Source organism: Corynebacterium sp. HMSC068H04 (assembly GCF_001811255.1).
Lineage (GTDB): Bacteria > Actinomycetota > Actinomycetes > Mycobacteriales > Mycobacteriaceae > Corynebacterium > Corynebacterium hesseae.
Genome location: NZ_KV803996.1, coordinates 1 through 15,031, shown reverse-complemented (window position 1 = coordinate 15,031; position 15,031 = coordinate 1). Strand labels below are relative to the sequence as shown.

Annotated in this window: 15 protein-coding genes; 8 read left to right on the top strand and 7 right to left on the bottom strand. The window is 63.4% G+C overall.

Translation table 11 applies throughout. The features are described from left to right. Nucleotides 1-51: 51 nt before the first annotated feature. Nucleotides 52-1,314, bottom strand: a complete 1,263-nt coding sequence (gene serS / locus HMPREF2792_RS06090) for a serine--tRNA ligase (protein ID WP_070531816.1) — start codon at nucleotides 1,312-1,314, stop codon at nucleotides 52-54. 66 nt (nucleotides 1,315-1,380) lie between these two features. Here serS and HMPREF2792_RS06085 point away from each other — a divergent pair, with 66 nt between their 5' ends. The 3 genes from HMPREF2792_RS06085 (at nucleotide 1,381) to HMPREF2792_RS06075 (ending at nucleotide 3,693) form a co-directional block, all read left to right on the top strand. Further along, a complete protein-coding gene (locus tag HMPREF2792_RS06085) occupies nucleotides 1,381-2,112 on the top strand; it encodes a GntR family transcriptional regulator (RefSeq protein WP_193634822.1) in 732 nt (243 codons plus the stop codon). A 72-nt stretch (nucleotides 2,113-2,184) separates the two neighbouring features. After that, nucleotides 2,185-3,315 carry a septum formation family protein gene (locus tag HMPREF2792_RS06080; RefSeq protein ID WP_070531810.1) on the top strand — a complete coding sequence of 377 codons (1,131 nt, stop codon included), beginning with the start codon at nucleotides 2,185-2,187 and terminating at the stop codon, nucleotides 3,313-3,315. Nucleotides 3,316-3,345: 30 nt separating this feature from the next. Further along, complete coding sequence (locus tag HMPREF2792_RS06075) at nucleotides 3,346-3,693, top strand: metallopeptidase family protein (protein ID WP_070531807.1); 348 nt, start codon at nucleotides 3,346-3,348, stop codon at nucleotides 3,691-3,693. Between the two features lie 23 nt (nucleotides 3,694-3,716). On the opposite strand, the gene HMPREF2792_RS06070 is transcribed toward HMPREF2792_RS06075, so the two are convergent. Together HMPREF2792_RS06070 and pheA are read right to left on the bottom strand one after the other, a co-directional pair. Beyond that, nucleotides 3,717-4,364: a histidine phosphatase family protein gene (locus HMPREF2792_RS06070; RefSeq protein WP_070531803.1), complete on the bottom strand. Its 648-nt coding sequence runs from the start codon at nucleotides 4,362-4,364 to the stop codon at nucleotides 3,717-3,719. An 11-nt stretch (nucleotides 4,365-4,375) separates the two neighbouring features. Beyond that, entirely contained in the window at nucleotides 4,376-5,281 is a 906-nt protein-coding gene (pheA, locus tag HMPREF2792_RS06065) for a prephenate dehydratase (protein WP_070531800.1), read from the bottom strand. 41 nt (nucleotides 5,282-5,322) lie between these two features. Between pheA and HMPREF2792_RS06060 the strand changes: the two genes are divergently transcribed. The 3 genes from HMPREF2792_RS06060 (at nucleotide 5,323) to HMPREF2792_RS06050 (ending at nucleotide 8,660) form a co-directional block, all read left to right on the top strand. Continuing rightward, on the top strand, nucleotides 5,323-6,468 hold the full coding sequence (locus HMPREF2792_RS06060) for an amidase (protein ID WP_070531797.1): 1,146 nt from the start codon (nucleotides 5,323-5,325) through the stop codon (nucleotides 6,466-6,468). Then, nucleotides 6,465-7,163, top strand: coding sequence for a CPBP family intramembrane glutamic endopeptidase (locus tag HMPREF2792_RS06055; RefSeq protein WP_070531794.1), 699 nt, complete (start codon nucleotides 6,465-6,467; stop codon nucleotides 7,161-7,163). The genes HMPREF2792_RS06060 and HMPREF2792_RS06055 overlap by 4 nt, the downstream gene beginning before the upstream one ends. A 207-nt stretch (nucleotides 7,164-7,370) precedes the next feature. Then, nucleotides 7,371-8,660, top strand: coding sequence for an LCP family protein (locus tag HMPREF2792_RS06050; RefSeq protein ID WP_070532122.1), 1,290 nt, complete (start codon nucleotides 7,371-7,373; stop codon nucleotides 8,658-8,660). Between the two features lie 106 nt (nucleotides 8,661-8,766). Here the strand turns inward: HMPREF2792_RS06050 and HMPREF2792_RS06045 are convergent, their stop codons facing one another. Genes HMPREF2792_RS06045 through HMPREF2792_RS06035 form a run of 3 tightly spaced genes read right to left on the bottom strand, consistent with a single transcriptional unit; the run spans nucleotide 8,767 to nucleotide 11,369 of the window. After that, nucleotides 8,767-9,696 (bottom strand): DUF5926 family protein, encoded by a 930-nt coding sequence (locus HMPREF2792_RS06045; RefSeq protein WP_070531791.1) that lies wholly within the window; start codon nucleotides 9,694-9,696, stop codon nucleotides 8,767-8,769. 21 nt (nucleotides 9,697-9,717) lie between these two features. After that, on the bottom strand, nucleotides 9,718-10,422 hold the full coding sequence (locus HMPREF2792_RS06040; RefSeq protein WP_070531787.1) for a glycerophosphodiester phosphodiesterase family protein: 705 nt from the start codon (nucleotides 10,420-10,422) through the stop codon (nucleotides 9,718-9,720). Then, nucleotides 10,422-11,369, bottom strand: coding sequence for an L-lactate dehydrogenase (locus HMPREF2792_RS06035; protein ID WP_070523884.1), 948 nt, complete (start codon nucleotides 11,367-11,369; stop codon nucleotides 10,422-10,424). The genes HMPREF2792_RS06040 and HMPREF2792_RS06035 overlap by 1 nt, the downstream gene beginning before the upstream one ends. A 140-nt stretch (nucleotides 11,370-11,509) precedes the next feature. Here HMPREF2792_RS06035 and HMPREF2792_RS06030 point away from each other — a divergent pair, with 140 nt between their 5' ends. Continuing rightward, nucleotides 11,510-13,351 (top strand): alpha/beta-hydrolase family protein, encoded by a 1,842-nt coding sequence (locus HMPREF2792_RS06030; protein ID WP_070531784.1) that lies wholly within the window; start codon nucleotides 11,510-11,512, stop codon nucleotides 13,349-13,351. Here the strand turns inward: HMPREF2792_RS06030 and msrA are convergent. Beyond that, entirely contained in the window at nucleotides 13,348-13,998 is a 651-nt protein-coding gene (gene msrA / locus HMPREF2792_RS06025; protein WP_070531781.1) for a peptide-methionine (S)-S-oxide reductase MsrA, read from the bottom strand. The genes HMPREF2792_RS06030 and msrA overlap by 4 nt on opposite strands. A gap of 165 nt (nucleotides 13,999-14,163) precedes the next feature. Here msrA and HMPREF2792_RS06020 point away from each other — a divergent pair, with 165 nt between their 5' ends. After that, on the top strand, nucleotides 14,164-14,766 hold the full coding sequence (locus HMPREF2792_RS06020; RefSeq protein ID WP_070523894.1) for a superoxide dismutase: 603 nt from the start codon (nucleotides 14,164-14,166) through the stop codon (nucleotides 14,764-14,766). Nucleotides 14,767-15,031: the final 265 nt, after the last annotated feature.

Here is a 15,031-nt window from a genome sequence, read left to right as displayed (position 1 = left end):
AAGGAGGGGACAAAAGTAAGCGGCGCGCGAGCCGCCGTGCGCCGCGTTCTTCTAGGAGTTTACGGGGTACAGAACGTCCTTGCCCACGAATGGGCGCAGTGCCTCCGGAACCACGACGGAGCCGTCTGCCTGCTGGTGGTTCTCCAGAATGGCCACGAGCCAGCGGGTGGTAGCCAGGGTGCCGTTGAGCGTAGCGGCGTACTGGGTCTTGCCGTTCTCATCGCGGTAGCGCGTGGACAGGCGACGGGCCTGGAAGGTGGTGCAGTTCGAGGTCGAGGTGAGCTCGCGGTAGGTCTCCTGAGTCGGCACCCACGCCTCGTTATCGAACTTGCGCGCCGCGGAGGAGCCCAGATCCCCGCCCGCGATGTCGATGGTGCGGTAGGGAAGCTCCATCGCCGCGAGCATGTCCTTTTCCATGTTCAGCAGCTTCTGGTGCATCTCCTCGGCGTCTTCCGGCTTGCAGTAGACAAACATCTCCAGCTTGTCGAACTGGTGCACGCGCAGGATTCCGCGGGTGTCCTTGCCGTGAGAACCCGCCTCGCGGCGGAAGCAGGAGGACCAGCCCGCATACTGCAGCGGCCCCTTCGACAGGTCGATGATTTCTTCCTTGTGGTAGCCGGCCAGAGCCACCTCGGAGGTACCAACCAGGTAGAGATCATCCGCCGGCAGGTAGTAGATCTCATCCGAGTGCTGGCCCAGGAAGCCGGTGCCTTGCATGACGTCCGGGCGCACGAGCACCGGCGGGATCATGAGCTGGAAACCGGCCTCGCGGGCCTTCTGCGCAGCCAACATCAGCATCCCCAGCTGCAGGAAGGCTCCATCGCCGGTGAGGTAGTAGAAACGTGCGCCGCCGACTTTGGCGCCCCGCTTGACGTCGATAAGCCCCAGCGTTTCACCCAATTCCAGGTGATCCTTTGGCTCGAAGTCGAACTGCGGCTTCTCGCCGACCTCCTCGAGCACGATGAAGTCATCCTCACCACCCGCCGGGGCGCCCTCCACCACGTTGGAGAGCTGGTACTGCAGCTCCGTCACCTTGGCCTCGGCCGCGGCCGCTTCCTCGCCGGCCGCCTTGACCTTCTCCTTCAGCTCGTTAGAGCCCTCCAGTAGCGCGGGGCGCTCCTCCGGGGAGGCCTGGCCAATCTTCTTGCCAAAGGCCTTCTGCTCCGAGCGCAGCTGGTCTGCCTTCACAATTGCCGCGCGGCGCTGTTCATCGGCGGCGAGCAGCTGGTCCACCAAAGCGGGGTCCTCCCCACGGGTTACCTGGGAGGCGCGGACGACATCGGGATTTTCGCGAAGAAACTTGAGATCAATCACGCCGGATAGTCTAGCGCACGGCCACACCTTTGCGCTGGTAATAACCAGCGGATTATCATGGATAACATGGCACCTCACATCATTACCGACGGCCCCGTGCCCAAGCACGCTCAGCTGCGGGATATTCTTTCCGAGCTCTGCCGAACCACCCTCAAACCCGGTGACATTCTTCCGGGCGAGCGCATCCTCGAGGAAACATACGGCGTTTCCCGCATCACCGTGCGCCGCGCCATCGGTGACCTAGTAGCTGAAGGCCGCCTGCGCCGCGTGCGAGGAAAAGGCACCTTCGTGGCCCCCAACCCGCTGGTCTCCCGGCTTCATTTGGCCTCCTTTTCTGATGAGATGGGCTATCAGAAAGTACAGGCCTCCTCGCGCATCCTGCTGGGTGAACGCAGCGCCGCCCCCGGTGAAGTCTGCGCCTTTTTCGGTACGGAAGCCTCTGTTTCCCATACCCACCTGCGGCGCCTGCGCTTGGGCGATGGCGAGCCTTATTCCATCGACGATGGCTGGTATAACTCTGCCTTCGCGCCCACGCTGCTGGAAAATGACATCTACAACTCCGTCTACTCGATTTTGGATAACACCTTCAAGGTTCCCATCACCGAGGCCGAACAAACCGTCACCGCCGTGGCAGCTGAGGAGGACATCGCCGAGCTTCTCGACGTCTCACCGGGCACCCCGCTCCTGCACATCACCCGCCTCGCCCGCTCCGGAGACCGCCCTGTTGAATGGTGTTCCTCGGTCTACCGCACCGACCGCTACCGGCTCACAACACACGTCTCCCGCTCGCACATCTAGTGATTCTCCCGCCGCCTTAGCCTTGGGCGGGCTAGAAGCCTGGGCCGTTGAGGGGGTAGTATGAAGAGTTCTATGAGCACTTCATCTGCGTGGCGCTCCGCCTCCGCCATCCGCGTCGTCCTCGTTGCTGCCGTAGCCGCGGCCGTCTTCTTGGCGTTCTACGGTCTCTTCAGCGGCGGGCCAACTGGCACCGATTCGGCCGCACATGACTCCGCTTCCCCCAGCGCCGACGGTAGCCAGGCCGCTGATTCCTCCGAAGGCGAAGCCGCATCCTTCACCACCGCCTCCGCGGGCTCGTGCGTAACGTGGGATATCGCCCCGGACGGTACTGCCACCGGTTTTGAGCAGACCAGCTGCGATAAACCGCACCGCTTCGAGGTCTCCGCCCGAGAGGATCTCAGCGCCTACCCCACCAGCGAGTTCGGCCCCAACGCCAAGCGCCCAGACGTCACGCGGCAAAACGCCCTGCGCGACGAGCTGTGCGAGGCCCCCACGGTGAGCTACCTCAACGGCAAATGGGATCCCAACGGACGCTACGACATTGCTTCCATCCTTCCGCCGGCTGGTTCCTGGGATCAGGGTGACCGCACCCTCCTGTGCGGCCTGCAGACTACCGACGCCAACGGCGTACCGCAGGAGTCCACGGGCAAGGTCAGCGAGGTGGACCAGGCGGTCGTCGCCAAGCCCGGCGAATGCCGCAAGGTGGATGACAAACAGGTAGTCAGCACCGTGCCGTGCCAGGAACCGCACCAGATGGAGACCGTGTCCGTCATCAGCCTGGCAGAGAAGTTCCCCGATGCTTACCCCAGCGATGAAGAGATGGATAAATTCCTCTCCGAAACGTGTACCCAGAACGCCATGGATTACCTGGGCGGCGAGGAGAATCTCTACCAATCCACGCTGCAGCCTTTCTGGGGCGCGATGAGCCGCGAATCGTGGGAGGGAGGCTCCCGTTCGGTGAATTGCTCGCTGATCCACATCAAGGACGGCCACTTCTCCGAGATCACCGGCTCTGCCACGGGCGGCCGTGATGCCCTGAGCATCAATGGCGCCCCGCCCACGGAGCAGCCGAAGCGCAACCCATTGCGCGACCCGAATGCCCAGCCAGCCGAGCAGAACTCCCAGCAGGGCAGCGAGAATGCCCAGCCGGCCGGGCAGAACGCCGATCCCGCCGCGCCTGAAGCCGTGGCACCGGCCCAATAAACCCCCGTCCGCTCAACAGGGAGTAAGCACATGTACGAGGTCAGCGAGGAACGCTTCGAGGAATTAGTCGGCGAGGCCCTGGACAAGATCCCGGATCGCTTCGTCGATCAGATGCGCAACCTGGTCATCCTCGTCGAAGAAGAGCACCCGGATAGCCCCAACCTGCTTGGGCTTTACGAGGGCGTGATGCTCACCCACCGCACGGCCTCACACACCGGCCACCTGCCAGACACCATCTCGATCTACCGGCAGCCTTTGCAGGCGATAAGCAACTCGGAAGAAGAGCTCGCCCACGAAGTCATGGTGACTGTCTTCCACGAGGTCGGGCACTACTTTGGTTTCGAGGAGGACCGTCTCCACGAGCTCGGCTGGGGGTAGGTACCTACCGTGGCCGCAATGAACTAAACTTCGGTATCCGCCCAGCGCCTCAGCACCCACTGGCCAAAGGGCTGGCCCTGCGGCTCCATGAGGGTGAAGCGGCAGTTGGGCATGTACCCGGTGTAGGCAAAATCGGGGTCCACGCCGCAGGCGTGCGTCGTCACCACACGAATGGCGGCGCCGTGGCTGACGACGACAATGTCTTCATCATCCTCCAGCTCAGCAGCGAGATCCTCCAGCACAGGCTGGTAGCGCCCCAACACGTCCACGTAGCTTTCACCGCCCGGCATTCGGGCCTCCGGGTCGCCGTCAACCCAGCCGCGCAGCGCCACCATGTACTCGCGGTGGGTATCCTCGCTGCCGCTCATCTCGTGTTCGCCGGCGAAGACCTCGTGCAGGCCCACGAGCACCTCCACCGGAACGCTGCGCTCATCGGCTGCCTCGCCGTATGTGCGGGCGGCCAGCATCGCCGTCTGCTGGGCGCGCAGGGCAATAGAACACACAAAGCGCACGCGGCGGCCGGCGCACAGCTCCGCCAACTCGCGGCCGACATCTTCCGCCTGGCCGCGGCCGCGCTCGGTGAGCTCGGCACCCGGCGGGCGGGTATCCATGATGCGGTCAATATTGGAATAGGTCTGGCCGTGGCGCAGGAGGATGATTCTTCCGGTCATGCTTCACCACACTATTGGCCGGTGCGCGCCTGCGCTACCCAGTCATCGGCCTCTTTCAGCCGCGCCAAATCCCGTGGGCCCTCCCCGAGTTTTACTGCGGAAGGCCAGGAGCCGACAAAAACGACGTTCTCCGCACGCAACCACAGCGCCCGCAAAGCCTCCGCCACCGGTTGGTCCTCGATGTGCCCGATGAGGTCGGCGTGGAAGCGGTAGTTACCGAAGACGGTGCGCAGCGGTCGGGATTCGATGCGGGAAAGATCCACCCCGCGGTGCGCGAATTCTTGGAGGGCGCCGACGAGGGAGCCGGGCTCGTTGGGCAGGGTGAAGATGACCGACGTCCTGTCGTTGCCGGTCCGCTCGGTCGGTTTTCCGGCTGGCCCCACCAGGACGAAGCGGGTCGTGGCCCCGGCAACGTCCGCGACATTCTCCGCAATCGAGTCCAGCCCGAAGACCTCCGCTGCCCGGGCAGGGGCAGCCGCAGTGTCCACCTCCCCGCGCGCCACGGCCTGCGCTGCCGCGCCATTCGACGCCGCCGGGACATACTCCACGTCCGGCAGGTTCTGCTCCAACCAACCGCGTACCTGCTGGTAGGCCACAGGATGCGTGGAGAAGGTTGTGTGGCTGGAACTGCCGGGGCGCACCAGAATGGAGAAGGACACCGGCAGGTCTACCTCGCGGTAGATCTGGACCCGGGAGCCGTCGGCAAGCGCGTCAAAAGTAGCCGTGACGGGTCCGTCCACGGAGTTCTCAATGGCCACGCAGGCATAGTCCGCCGCACCGGAGCGCACCGCCGCCAGCGCCTCGGCCGGCGAGCTCACCGGAAGGCCCTCGGGGGAGTCAAAGTCAGCGGCAAAATGCTGCATCGCCGCTTCTGTGAAGGTTCCGGCGGGCCCGAGGAATGCGATGGTGGTGCTCATGGCAGCAACTTTATCCCACTCAACTACTAGACTGAGCCGCCATGGAGAGAACCGAGTTCACACTGGACAAGCTGCGCGAGGATCTAGCGGGCCTGAGCCCTGCTGAGCACGGCTTCACGTATCTCGATCTCGAGCGCCGGCCACAGGCACACGGGCGCTTGAGCGGGTGGATTCTCTCGGTCAAGGATCTCAACGACGTCGCCGGCATGCCCACCACGCTCGGCCATGCCGAGCGTGCCTACGTGGCGGAGGAGACTGATCCTTTTGTGCAGGAGCTTATCGACGCCGGCGCGCGAGTCGTCGGCAAGTCCGCCGCACCCGAGCTGGGCCTGCGTGTGGACACCGAACCTGTCGGCCTGCCCCACCCGGATAATCCTCTCTATCCCGGCCATACGCCGGGCGGTTCCTCCGGCGGAGCGGCGGTCCAGGTGGCGCGTGGATTGCTGCGCGCCGCGCATGCTTCCGACGGTGGCGGTTCCATCCGCGTTCCGGCCGCTGCCTGCGGCGTCGTCGGGTTTAAGCCCGGCGGCGAGGACCTCTCGGTGCAGGGGTTCATCACGCGCAGCATCGCCGATACCGCCGCGCTGCATGGCCTTCGTCCGCGTGCCCAGCGCGCCCGCATTGGCGTGCTAACGGATCCCCTTTTCGCTCAAGCCGAGGTGGCCCCGCACATGCTGCGCGCGGTCGCGGAGGCCACCGCCACCTTTGAAGGCGCGGGTTTCGAAACCGTGGCCATTTCCCCCTATCCCCAGGCCGCGGCTACCTTTGAGGCCTTCCAGCACATCTTTAGCCGCCGGCTGGCTAGGCTTGACTTCGCGGAGGGTTACGCGGAGTGGATTCGCGCGAAGGGCCGCCGCGTCACGGATTCCGAATTCGCCGCGGCCCGCGCCCATGCCGCTCAGCTGCCGGAGATGCTGGCCCAGGAATGGGACGTGGATGCCATTTTGAGTCCCATGCTGGCTTTCGATCCGCCGCGGCGCGGGCATTTCCTGGCGCTGGATCACCAGGCCAACTTTGATGAGCAAACGCGGTGGTCACCGTGGGGCTCGCTGTTCAACGTGGCGCAGCTGCCTGCCATCTGCGTGCCTTGGCCGGTGCGCGATCATCCGCCGGTGGGCGTGCACTTGGGCTCGCTCACGCTTGATGATGCCTCCCTTCTCGGCCTCGCCCAGGTGCTTCACCCATGAGCGCGCGCTCACGCCTGCGGGCGGAAATACTCATCGTCCTCACCATCACCTTTGGTATTTCGGGTGTGCGCGCCGCGTTGCGTCTGACCGATTCTCTGCTCAACCCGGCGCCGCTCAATGAGCAATCGGTCACCATCAACGCTTCGCAGTCAGCGACTACGTTGCTCGACCTCGCCTTCCAGCTGTGCAGTGCCGCGGTGCTCTTCGCGTGGGGAGCGCTTGCTCTGTACTTGATTTCTTCTCCACCCCGCCCGCAGTGGCGGGATGGCCTGCATGGCGCGGCGTTGGCGGCGGTAATCGGTCTGCCGGGTCTGGCGCTGTATTACATAGCGCTGCACTTCGGCTGGACCAAGGAGGTCGTCCCGGGAGCTTTCGATACGTGGATTGAGATTCCCGTGCTGCTCATCAAGTCCTTTGCTAATGCCTGGGCGGAGGAGCTCGTGGTGGTGTATTGGCTCATGACCAGGCTTAAGCAGTCTGGGTGGGCCCTGCCCGCAACGCTGGCGGCTTCCTCCATCCTGCGCGGCTCTTATCACCTTTACCAGGGTGTTTCCGCGGGCTTCGGCAATATCATCATGGGCGTGGTCTATGGCTGGTACTTCCACCGCACGGGCAAGGTGTGGCCGTTGGTCATCGCGCACTTTCTGATCGACGCCATCGCTTTCGTTGGCTACGCCCTCCTCTTCGGCGCTTAAATAAGAGCTATCAGCAAGCCACAGCGAAAAGACAGCTACCGTCCCCCTGTGTGATAGGTGGGGCAGAAGTTGTTTCGCGGTACAGTGTTCCCCATGACCTACCAAGGACGCGATCCAGAGCGCGAAGCCCGCCGTGCCGGCGAGCCCCACGGCACGCCTCGCCGCGCGGGCTCCGCTAGCTCTGCAGGCCCTTCCCGCCCCCGGAACATGGCCAGCCCGCGCGGCTCACACGCAGCCGGTGATGACGCTGGCGAGTTCGTCCTTGGTGCCGACGGGCAGCCCTTGCGTGATCGCTACGGCCGACCGGTGCGCCGCCGTCCATCCGCGCAGCAAGCTAATCCTGCGCATTCATCCTCCCGCGCTCAGCGCCCCAGCGCGCGGCGTTCCCGGCCGGAGGAGACCCGCTTCGACGTCGACGCCTACATGGCCCAGCGCTCCCCTGCGCGCCCAGCGCCCCGCCGGAGCGTACCTTCGCAACAGCCTGCTGTCCGCGCCAATCGGTACACCCCGGATGCCCCACCGCGTAGCTATGCTCCGCAAGCCCCCACCCGCAGGCGTGCCGAAGGTCGCCCGCACAGCCGCCGCAAGAAAGTAAACCCAGCCAAGCAGGCTTTCGGTTGCCTGGGCTGGATCGTCGTCATCGCCCTCGTCTTCATGGTGGCCTTCACCCTGTGGACGGATTCGCGTTTAACGCGCATCGATGCCCTGCCCACCGAGCAGGTGGCACAAACCTCTGGTACAAACTGGCTGCTCGTAGGTTCGGACTCGCGCCAGGGGCTCACTGAAGAACAACAGGCGGAGCTAGGCACCGGTGGCGATGTGGGCGTCGGCCGCACCGATACCATCATGCTGCTGCACATTCCCGCATCCGGAAAGGCCCAGTTGGTCTCCATTCCACGCGATAGCTATGTCGACGTTCCCGGCTTTGGCATGGACAAGGTCAACGCAGCCTTTACCTACGGCGGCCCACAGCTGCTGACCCAAACCGTGGAGCAAGCCACCGGCCTCCACATCGACCACTATGCGGAGATCGGCATGGGTGGCTTGGCCAACGTCGTGGATTCCGTCGGCGGCGTGGATATCTGCGTCAAGGAGCCCATCAACGATCCGCTTGCCGGCATCGACCTCCAAGCGGGCTGCCAGAAGCTCCGCGGGCCGGATGCGCTCGGCTACGTGCGCACCCGCGCCACCGCGATGGGTGACTTGGACCGCGTGGAGCGCCAGCGCGAGTTCTTCGCCGCGCTGCTGGATAAGGCAACGTCTTTCTCCACCATCGGCAACCCCTTCAAGGCAATTTCACTGGTTAACCACACCGCCGACTCCTTCATTGTCAACGAGAAGGACCACGTCTGGCACCTTGCACGCGTGGCGCTATCCATGGCCTCCGGCGTGGAAACAAAGACGGTCCCCATCGGCGGCTTCGAGGACACGGTCGTGGGCAACGTCGTCCTCTGGGATGACGCCGAGGCCCAAGCGCTCTGGGACTCCATGCGCTAAGGCTTCGGCCGGTCGTTTCGATCAAATAAGGCTCCAAAACCTTGTGGTTTTGGAGCCTTATTTGATCGTTTCGTACCCGCGCCTCGGGGGCGAAGGCACCGAGATACTAGCGCAGCGTCACCTGACGGGACTTGATGTTCTGCAGCTGCTTGCGCTCATCGGCGTCGAGGTTGGCGTCGTTGGAGATCTCCTCCTCCAGCGCCTTATTCACGCGAGACAACTCTGCCTCGTAGGAATCGTGCGCAACCTCCGGGTCGAGGTCGAAGACCGGAGCGATGAGGCCGTGGGTACGGAAGACACCGGCAAACTTGGTGTTCTCTCCCAGGTTGAGCTCACCGCGAGCGGCGATGCGCGCAAGGGCGTTAAGGAAAGCATTCTCGTCATCGCAGGGGCGGACCCAGCGGATGTGCGCCTTGCCGCCACCGGCGTTAGCCCAGAAGGCGGTGCCCACAAAGCCTTCAGCCTCCTGGCCCACCTGGTAGGACTCGATGACGGAATCGTTAGCGCGCTGCAGGGCCTGCGCCATCTGCGGAGGAACCTGCGCGCCTTCCGGCATCCACCACGCGAAGTCCTGGTAGACGTTGATTTCCAGCTCGGCGTCCTCCTCCAGCAGCTCCTTGAGCTCCGGCTGGGAGCCATCAGCAGCGGTGGACTCGAGAGTGGAACCCGGCGCGTTGTTCTTCACCCAGTTCAGGGCGAAAGCCAGGTCGCGGCCCGGATTGTGCGTGTGGGACTGCACCTGCAGGCCCACGAAGGCCTCACCGCCGGACTCCTCATCACGGATGAGTGCGGCGGTAGCCCCGGGCAGCACGGTGGCGACGTAAACGTCCTTGTCAAAGCCTTTCACAGACAGCTTCGCCGTTGCGGAAGGAACGAATTCCTGCAGGGCGACGAGGCTAGCCTCAGCGGCGAGTCCACCGAAGGGGCGGGGGTCCTTTTCTAGGGCAGCGCGCTCGGCGGCGCGGGCAGCGAGCTTAGCTTGGCGGCGGGACATACCCTCCGGCAGCTGTTCGTTCTTCTTTTTCTTCTTGGCCATACTGAACAACTTACCTGTTCATTACAGCTCAATGGCATGCAGGGCCACTTCCGGTTGGTTCGTGGCAAGAATATCCACCCCGTTGGCCCACGCCCACTTCATGTCCTCGGGTTTGTCGATGGTCCACATGTACGTGGGCAGACCATGCGCACCGATGGCAGCAGGCTGCAGCTTGCCGCGCAACAGTGACATGCCAAGGCCTGTTGGCTGCGATAACAGGATGTCCGGGCGGTTGAAATGGCGCTCCCAATCGCGGCGCAAATATATGCGGTCGATATGCGGGGCGAGCGCTGCCATTCGACGGATGGCCCGGTGGGAAAAGGAAATCATGTGGATCCGGGGGTCGTCGACAAGCCCTGCGTAGCGCAACCGCAGCACCATCTGTTCTTCGAGGATGTCGCCCTGCCCCGAGGGATGCTTGGTCTCGATGTAGAGGTGATGCTTCTTATCGCCGAGCATCTCGAGGAGCTCGTCGAGAAGCAGCATGCGCTGGCCACCACCGATCTTGAGGCGGCGCAGCTCCTCCCATGTCATGCGAGACACTCGGCCTGAGCCATTCGTGGTGCGGTCCAGGGTGGGATCATGGTGAACCACCACCTTGCCGTCGCTGCTCAGACGGATATCGCACTCGATGCCGTGAATGGGAAGCTCGAGCGCTTTTTCAAAGGCAAGAGGGGATAGCTCCGGATATTTCCCGGAGTATCCCCTGTGGGCGACAATCTTCACTAGCCGAAGATTTCTTCCTTGATGGTGTTGAGAGTGTTGAAGGAGTTCTCGAAGCGCTCCTTCTCGTGGTCATCGAGGGCCAGCTCGATAACACGGTTGACGCCGGAGCGGTCAACGATGGCCGGGGTGCCGATGAAGACATCCTCGTGGCCGTACTCACCCTGCAGGTAAGCGGAGACAGGAAGTGCGACAGCCTGGTTCTGAATGACCGCGCGGGTGATGCGGGCCAGGGCCATGCCGATGCCGTAGGAGGTGGAGCCCTTGGCGTCGATGATGTGGTAGGCGGCGTCGCGGGTGTCCTCGAAGATCTTCTCGATGCGCTCGTTGTAGCCCGGGTCCTTCTCAGAACGGTGGGACAGGGAGACACCAGCGATGTTGGCGGAGGAGACGACCGGCAGCTCGGAGTCACCGTGCTCGCCGATGATGTAGGCGTGGACGGAGGTCGGCGCCACGTCATCCATCTCAGAGAGCATGTAGCGGTAGCGGGCCGAGTCCAGGACGGTGCCGGAGCCGATGACGCGCTCGTGCGGGAAGCCGGAAGCCTTCCACACCGCGTAGGTCAGCAGGTCCACCGGGTTGGAGGCGACCAGGAAGATGCCGTCGAAGCCGTTCTTCATGACGTCACCCACGATGGAGTTCATGATCTTGACGTTCTTGTCCACGAGCTGCAGGCGGGTCTCGCCGGGCTTCTGAGCGGCGCCGGCGCAGATGACGACCATGGAGGCGTCCTTGCAGTCTTCGTAGGTGCCCTTGGTCACGCGGGTGCGGGACGGGGCCCAGACAACACCATGGTTGAGGTCCATGACGTTGCCCTCGAGCTTCTTTTCGTCGATGTCGATGATGGCCAGGTGGTCAACAGTTCCCTGGTTGACCAGAGCGTAGGCGTAAGCAACTCCAACGTCGCCCGCGCCGATGAGTACTACTTTGTTTCCAACATGATTTCCCATGCCTCCTATTGTGCCCCCAATGTCCGAATTTTGCTCGTTATGCGCCCGAATTCACAGACCCAGTAGTCCGATCTCACATTTTCATGTCTGATCGGACATCTATGGAGGCTGCGCTGCACGTCGCACCTAAAGCTGGTTCAATGGCCAGCATGCGTCAACTTGCGCGCCGCATCACACTCAGAACCGCCCGCACGGGCCTTCAGGCTGCAATCTTTTCCTTGGAGATCATCAGCGATCTCACGCCCGGCATGCGCATGACTGGCCGACGGCGCCTGCCACAAAACATGTGGCCCGGGCTCTTCGGCGCCGAAGTCGCAACGTGGGCAGCCGTCTCCCCGTCCCTTTTGCCCCGCCCGTGGTGGGTCACCGCCGCCAACGTGGCCATCGGCCAAGGCGCCGGGCACCTCGCCGCGACCACCGCGGCCTTCGCTGCCAAGCGCGCGCTGCACCACGCTGGCCACCGCCCCCAGGACCGCGTCGGCCCCACCACTCGGCGCTATTCCTACTACGCACTGGGGGTTGGCACGCTCATCGCAGGCATACGCTCCCTGCGTAATCAGACGGAGCAAGCCCGGCTCGTGGGAAAGCTCAATGACCGCGGCCCGCAGTCCGCGGCACTGGGCATGGCCGTGGGCACGGCAGGCTACGGCGCCTTGCTCGTTGTGGGGGAAGCAGCCCAGCTCACCGTCACCCAGCTGTCCCTCCAGGTCCAGCGCTGGCTGCCCAGGTGGATTGCCTGGCCGCTAGCCGGCGGCGCGGTCGGCTTCGCCACAGCCCTGGTCAGCGACCGGATGGTGTGGCGTCGCCTGCTCCGCAAGGCCTCCGTCCAAGGCCTGGCGCTCAACAAACTGGTATATCCGGGCTCCGCCATGCCGTGGGAGCCGGAGCGCTCTGGCAGCCCCTGGTCTCATGAGCCCTGGACGGCCGTCGGCTCACAGGGCAGAGCGTTTCTTGACCGCGGCCCGCGCGCCCAGGACATCAAGGAGGTCATGCACTTCGAGCGCGCCCACGAGCCAATTCGCATCTATATCGGACTCATTCGCGGCCGCGGCCCGCACGCCGCCGCACGCCACGCGGTGGCGGAGATGGACCGCACAGGCGCGTTTCACCGCGACACGATCGTGCTGCAAATGCCCTCCGGCTCAGGGTGGATCAATAACTATGCTGTCAGCGGCTACGAATTCCTCACGCGGGGCAATTGCGCGACCGTGGCCCTGCAATTCGACTACTTGCCTTCCATGTTTTCCTACCTGGTGGACAAGAACCTCTCCCGCACCTTTGCGCGCGAGCTCATCGCGGCCGTCCACGACCGCCTCGAGCTCCTCCCTGAGGACAACCGCCCCAAGTTGTATTTCAGCGGCGAGTCGCTGGGCTGCTATGCCATCGTGGAGAACTTTGAGACGCTCGAGGAACTCCTCGCCGCCTGCGATGGTGCGGTCTTCACCGGACCTCCGCGGATGACCAGCTTCATGCGGCGCCTGCACCGTGAACGCGGTTCCCTGGAACGCCTGCCGCTTATCGACGGCGGCCGGCACCTCCGCTTCGCCGCCGTTCCCGCCCACATGGAGCACGATGCCTTCGGCGAACCTTACGGCCCCTGGGAACGCCCGCGCGTGGCGGTGGGCCAGCACGCCTCCGACGCCATCGTGTGGTGGGACAGCAAGCTCATCTACGCCCGCCCCAACTGGATCCACGAGCCCACCCCGCAGACCCTGTACGCGGATACCTTTAAGAATCTGCGTTGGCACCCGTTCATCACCTTCTGGCAGGTGGCCCTGGACCAGATCAACTCCCTCAACGTGCCCGGCGGCCACGGGCACAATTACTTCGAGGAAACGTTTTGGTACTGGGACTCCGTCCTCGGATCCCAAACGCGCGCTCAACTCACCCCGGAGCTAGCCGAGCGCATGCGGGTCTTCGTGGAGCGCGACCAGCTCAACAAACCTTCCGACTTCCGCACGCACGTGCGCAAACAGCTCTAGCCGCACTTCACACCGGTGCTGTGGTGCGGGCAGTAGCCATTGGGCACCTTGTGCAAGTACTGCTGGTGCTCGTCCTCAGCCAGGTAGTACTGGCCTGAGTCCGTCTCACTGAGGAGGGTGAGTTCGGTGGTGGTGGCGCCGAAGCCGGCGTCGGCAAGCTTGCCCGCGTAGGAATCCACGAGCTGTTGAATCTCGGCGCGTTCCTCCTCAGTCTCTGGATAGAAGGCCGAGCGGTATTGCGTGCCCACGTCGTTGCCCTGGCGGAAGCCCTGGGTGGGGTCGTGAGCTTCCAAGGCCTTAACCACAAGGTCGCGCAGGCTCACGCGCTGTGGATCATAGGTAATCTGCACAGACTCCGCATGGTTGGTCAGCCCGCGGCAGACCTCGTAATAGGTGGGGTTTGGCGTGGTGCCGCCCGCATAGCCCACGGAGGTTGCCTCCACGCCTTCGGTCTCCCAAAACATCTTCTCGGCTCCCCAGAAACAACCGATGGCAATGATGAGGGATTTCTGCCCCTCTTTCCACGGGCCGGTAATCGGAGTGCCCAGGACCGCGTGGGGCTGCGGGTTCTCAAGAACAGGCTCCGCGCGCCCGGGAAGAGCGTCCTTAGCTGCCACCAGCGTGGGTTCTGGCTTGAAAAGAAACATGCTGGGTTCTCCTTACACTTAGCGTTGTCCTCCCTCTTATACTCCGCCGCGCTGCCCGCAATCCAGGTTTTTGTTCACGGCGACTCCCATAGAAAAATTATTGTGGCCAAATTCTCATCCGGGCCCTACCATGGGGCCTCGTACCCCAAAGAAAGGATGAAACAAATGGCTGTTTACGAACTTCCGGAACTCGACTACGCATACGATGCCCTGGAGCCGCACATCTCCGCTGAGATCATGGAGCTGCACCACTCCAAGCACCACGCTGGCTACGTTGCTGGCGCTAACGCTGCGCTCGAGGCTCTGGAGGAGCAGCGCAACGGCGAGGCTAATGCTGACGCCATCCGCGCTCTGTCCAAGAACCTGGCCTTCAACCTGGGTGGCCACACCAACCACTCCATCTTCTGGAAGAACCTCTCCCCGAACGGCGGCGGCGAGCCCACCGGCGAGCTGGCTGAGGCTATTAACCGTGACTTCGGTTCTTTCGAGAAGTTCAAGGCTCACTTCTCCGCCGTTGCCACCGGCCTGCAGGGCTCCGGCTGGGCAGTTCTGGGCTATGACCACGTTGCTGGTCGCCTGGTTATTGAGCAGCTCACCGATCAGCAGGGCAACATCTCCGTGAACTTCACCCCGCTGCTGATGCTGGATATGTGGGAGCACGCCTTCTACCTCCAGTACAAGAACGTGAAGGCTGATTACGTTAAGGCTGTCTGGAACGTCTTCAACTGGGATGACGTTGCTGAGCGTTACGCTGCTGCTACCAAGTAAGCACGACGGCCTCCTTTAAGGCCACGTAGCTTCAACCCGCGCTGGGACCTCTTCGTTGAGGCCCGGCGCGGTTTCGCGTTTTATGGACCACTCCCCTTCCGCCCTTCCCTATAGGGATTTAGAAATTAAACCCCCTTTCACAAAACTGCTATGGCATAATTCACACCACTCGCACATATGGATGCGACATCTCAACTGACTCTCTTCAGGTGGTTTTGTGAACTCACTTCTTCTGGGCCTGACCCCCGGAAAGTAGACACGTCGG

Excerpts from the sequence above, each read along its gene's own strand:
- msrA (WP_070531781.1), bottom strand. The coding sequence starts at position 13,998 with ATGTTTCTTTTCAAGCCAGAACCCACGCTGGTGGCAGCTAAGGACGCT.
- HMPREF2792_RS06020 (WP_070523894.1), top strand. The coding sequence starts at position 14,164 with ATGGCTGTTTACGAACTTCCGGAACTCGACTACGCATACGATGCCCTG.
- HMPREF2792_RS06080 (WP_070531810.1), top strand. The coding sequence starts at position 2,185 with ATGAGCACTTCATCTGCGTGGCGCTCCGCCTCCGCCATCCGCGTCGTC.
- HMPREF2792_RS06050 (WP_070532122.1), top strand. The coding sequence starts at position 7,371 with ATGGCCAGCCCGCGCGGCTCACACGCAGCCGGTGATGACGCTGGCGAG.
- pheA (WP_070531800.1), bottom strand. The coding sequence starts at position 5,281 with ATGAGCACCACCATCGCATTCCTCGGGCCCGCCGGAACCTTCACAGAA.
- HMPREF2792_RS06055 (WP_070531794.1), top strand. The coding sequence starts at position 6,465 with ATGAGCGCGCGCTCACGCCTGCGGGCGGAAATACTCATCGTCCTCACC.
- HMPREF2792_RS06045 (WP_070531791.1), bottom strand. The coding sequence starts at position 9,696 with ATGGCCAAGAAGAAAAAGAAGAACGAACAGCTGCCGGAGGGTATGTCC.
- HMPREF2792_RS06060 (WP_070531797.1), top strand. The coding sequence starts at position 5,323 with ATGGAGAGAACCGAGTTCACACTGGACAAGCTGCGCGAGGATCTAGCG.
- HMPREF2792_RS06030 (WP_070531784.1), top strand. The coding sequence starts at position 11,510 with ATGGCCAGCATGCGTCAACTTGCGCGCCGCATCACACTCAGAACCGCC.
- HMPREF2792_RS06085 (WP_193634822.1), top strand. The coding sequence starts at position 1,381 with ATGGCACCTCACATCATTACCGACGGCCCCGTGCCCAAGCACGCTCAG.
- HMPREF2792_RS06035 (WP_070523884.1), bottom strand. The coding sequence starts at position 11,369 with ATGGGAAATCATGTTGGAAACAAAGTAGTACTCATCGGCGCGGGCGAC.
- HMPREF2792_RS06075 (WP_070531807.1), top strand. The coding sequence starts at position 3,346 with ATGTACGAGGTCAGCGAGGAACGCTTCGAGGAATTAGTCGGCGAGGCC.
- HMPREF2792_RS06070 (WP_070531803.1), bottom strand. The coding sequence starts at position 4,364 with ATGACCGGAAGAATCATCCTCCTGCGCCACGGCCAGACCTATTCCAAT.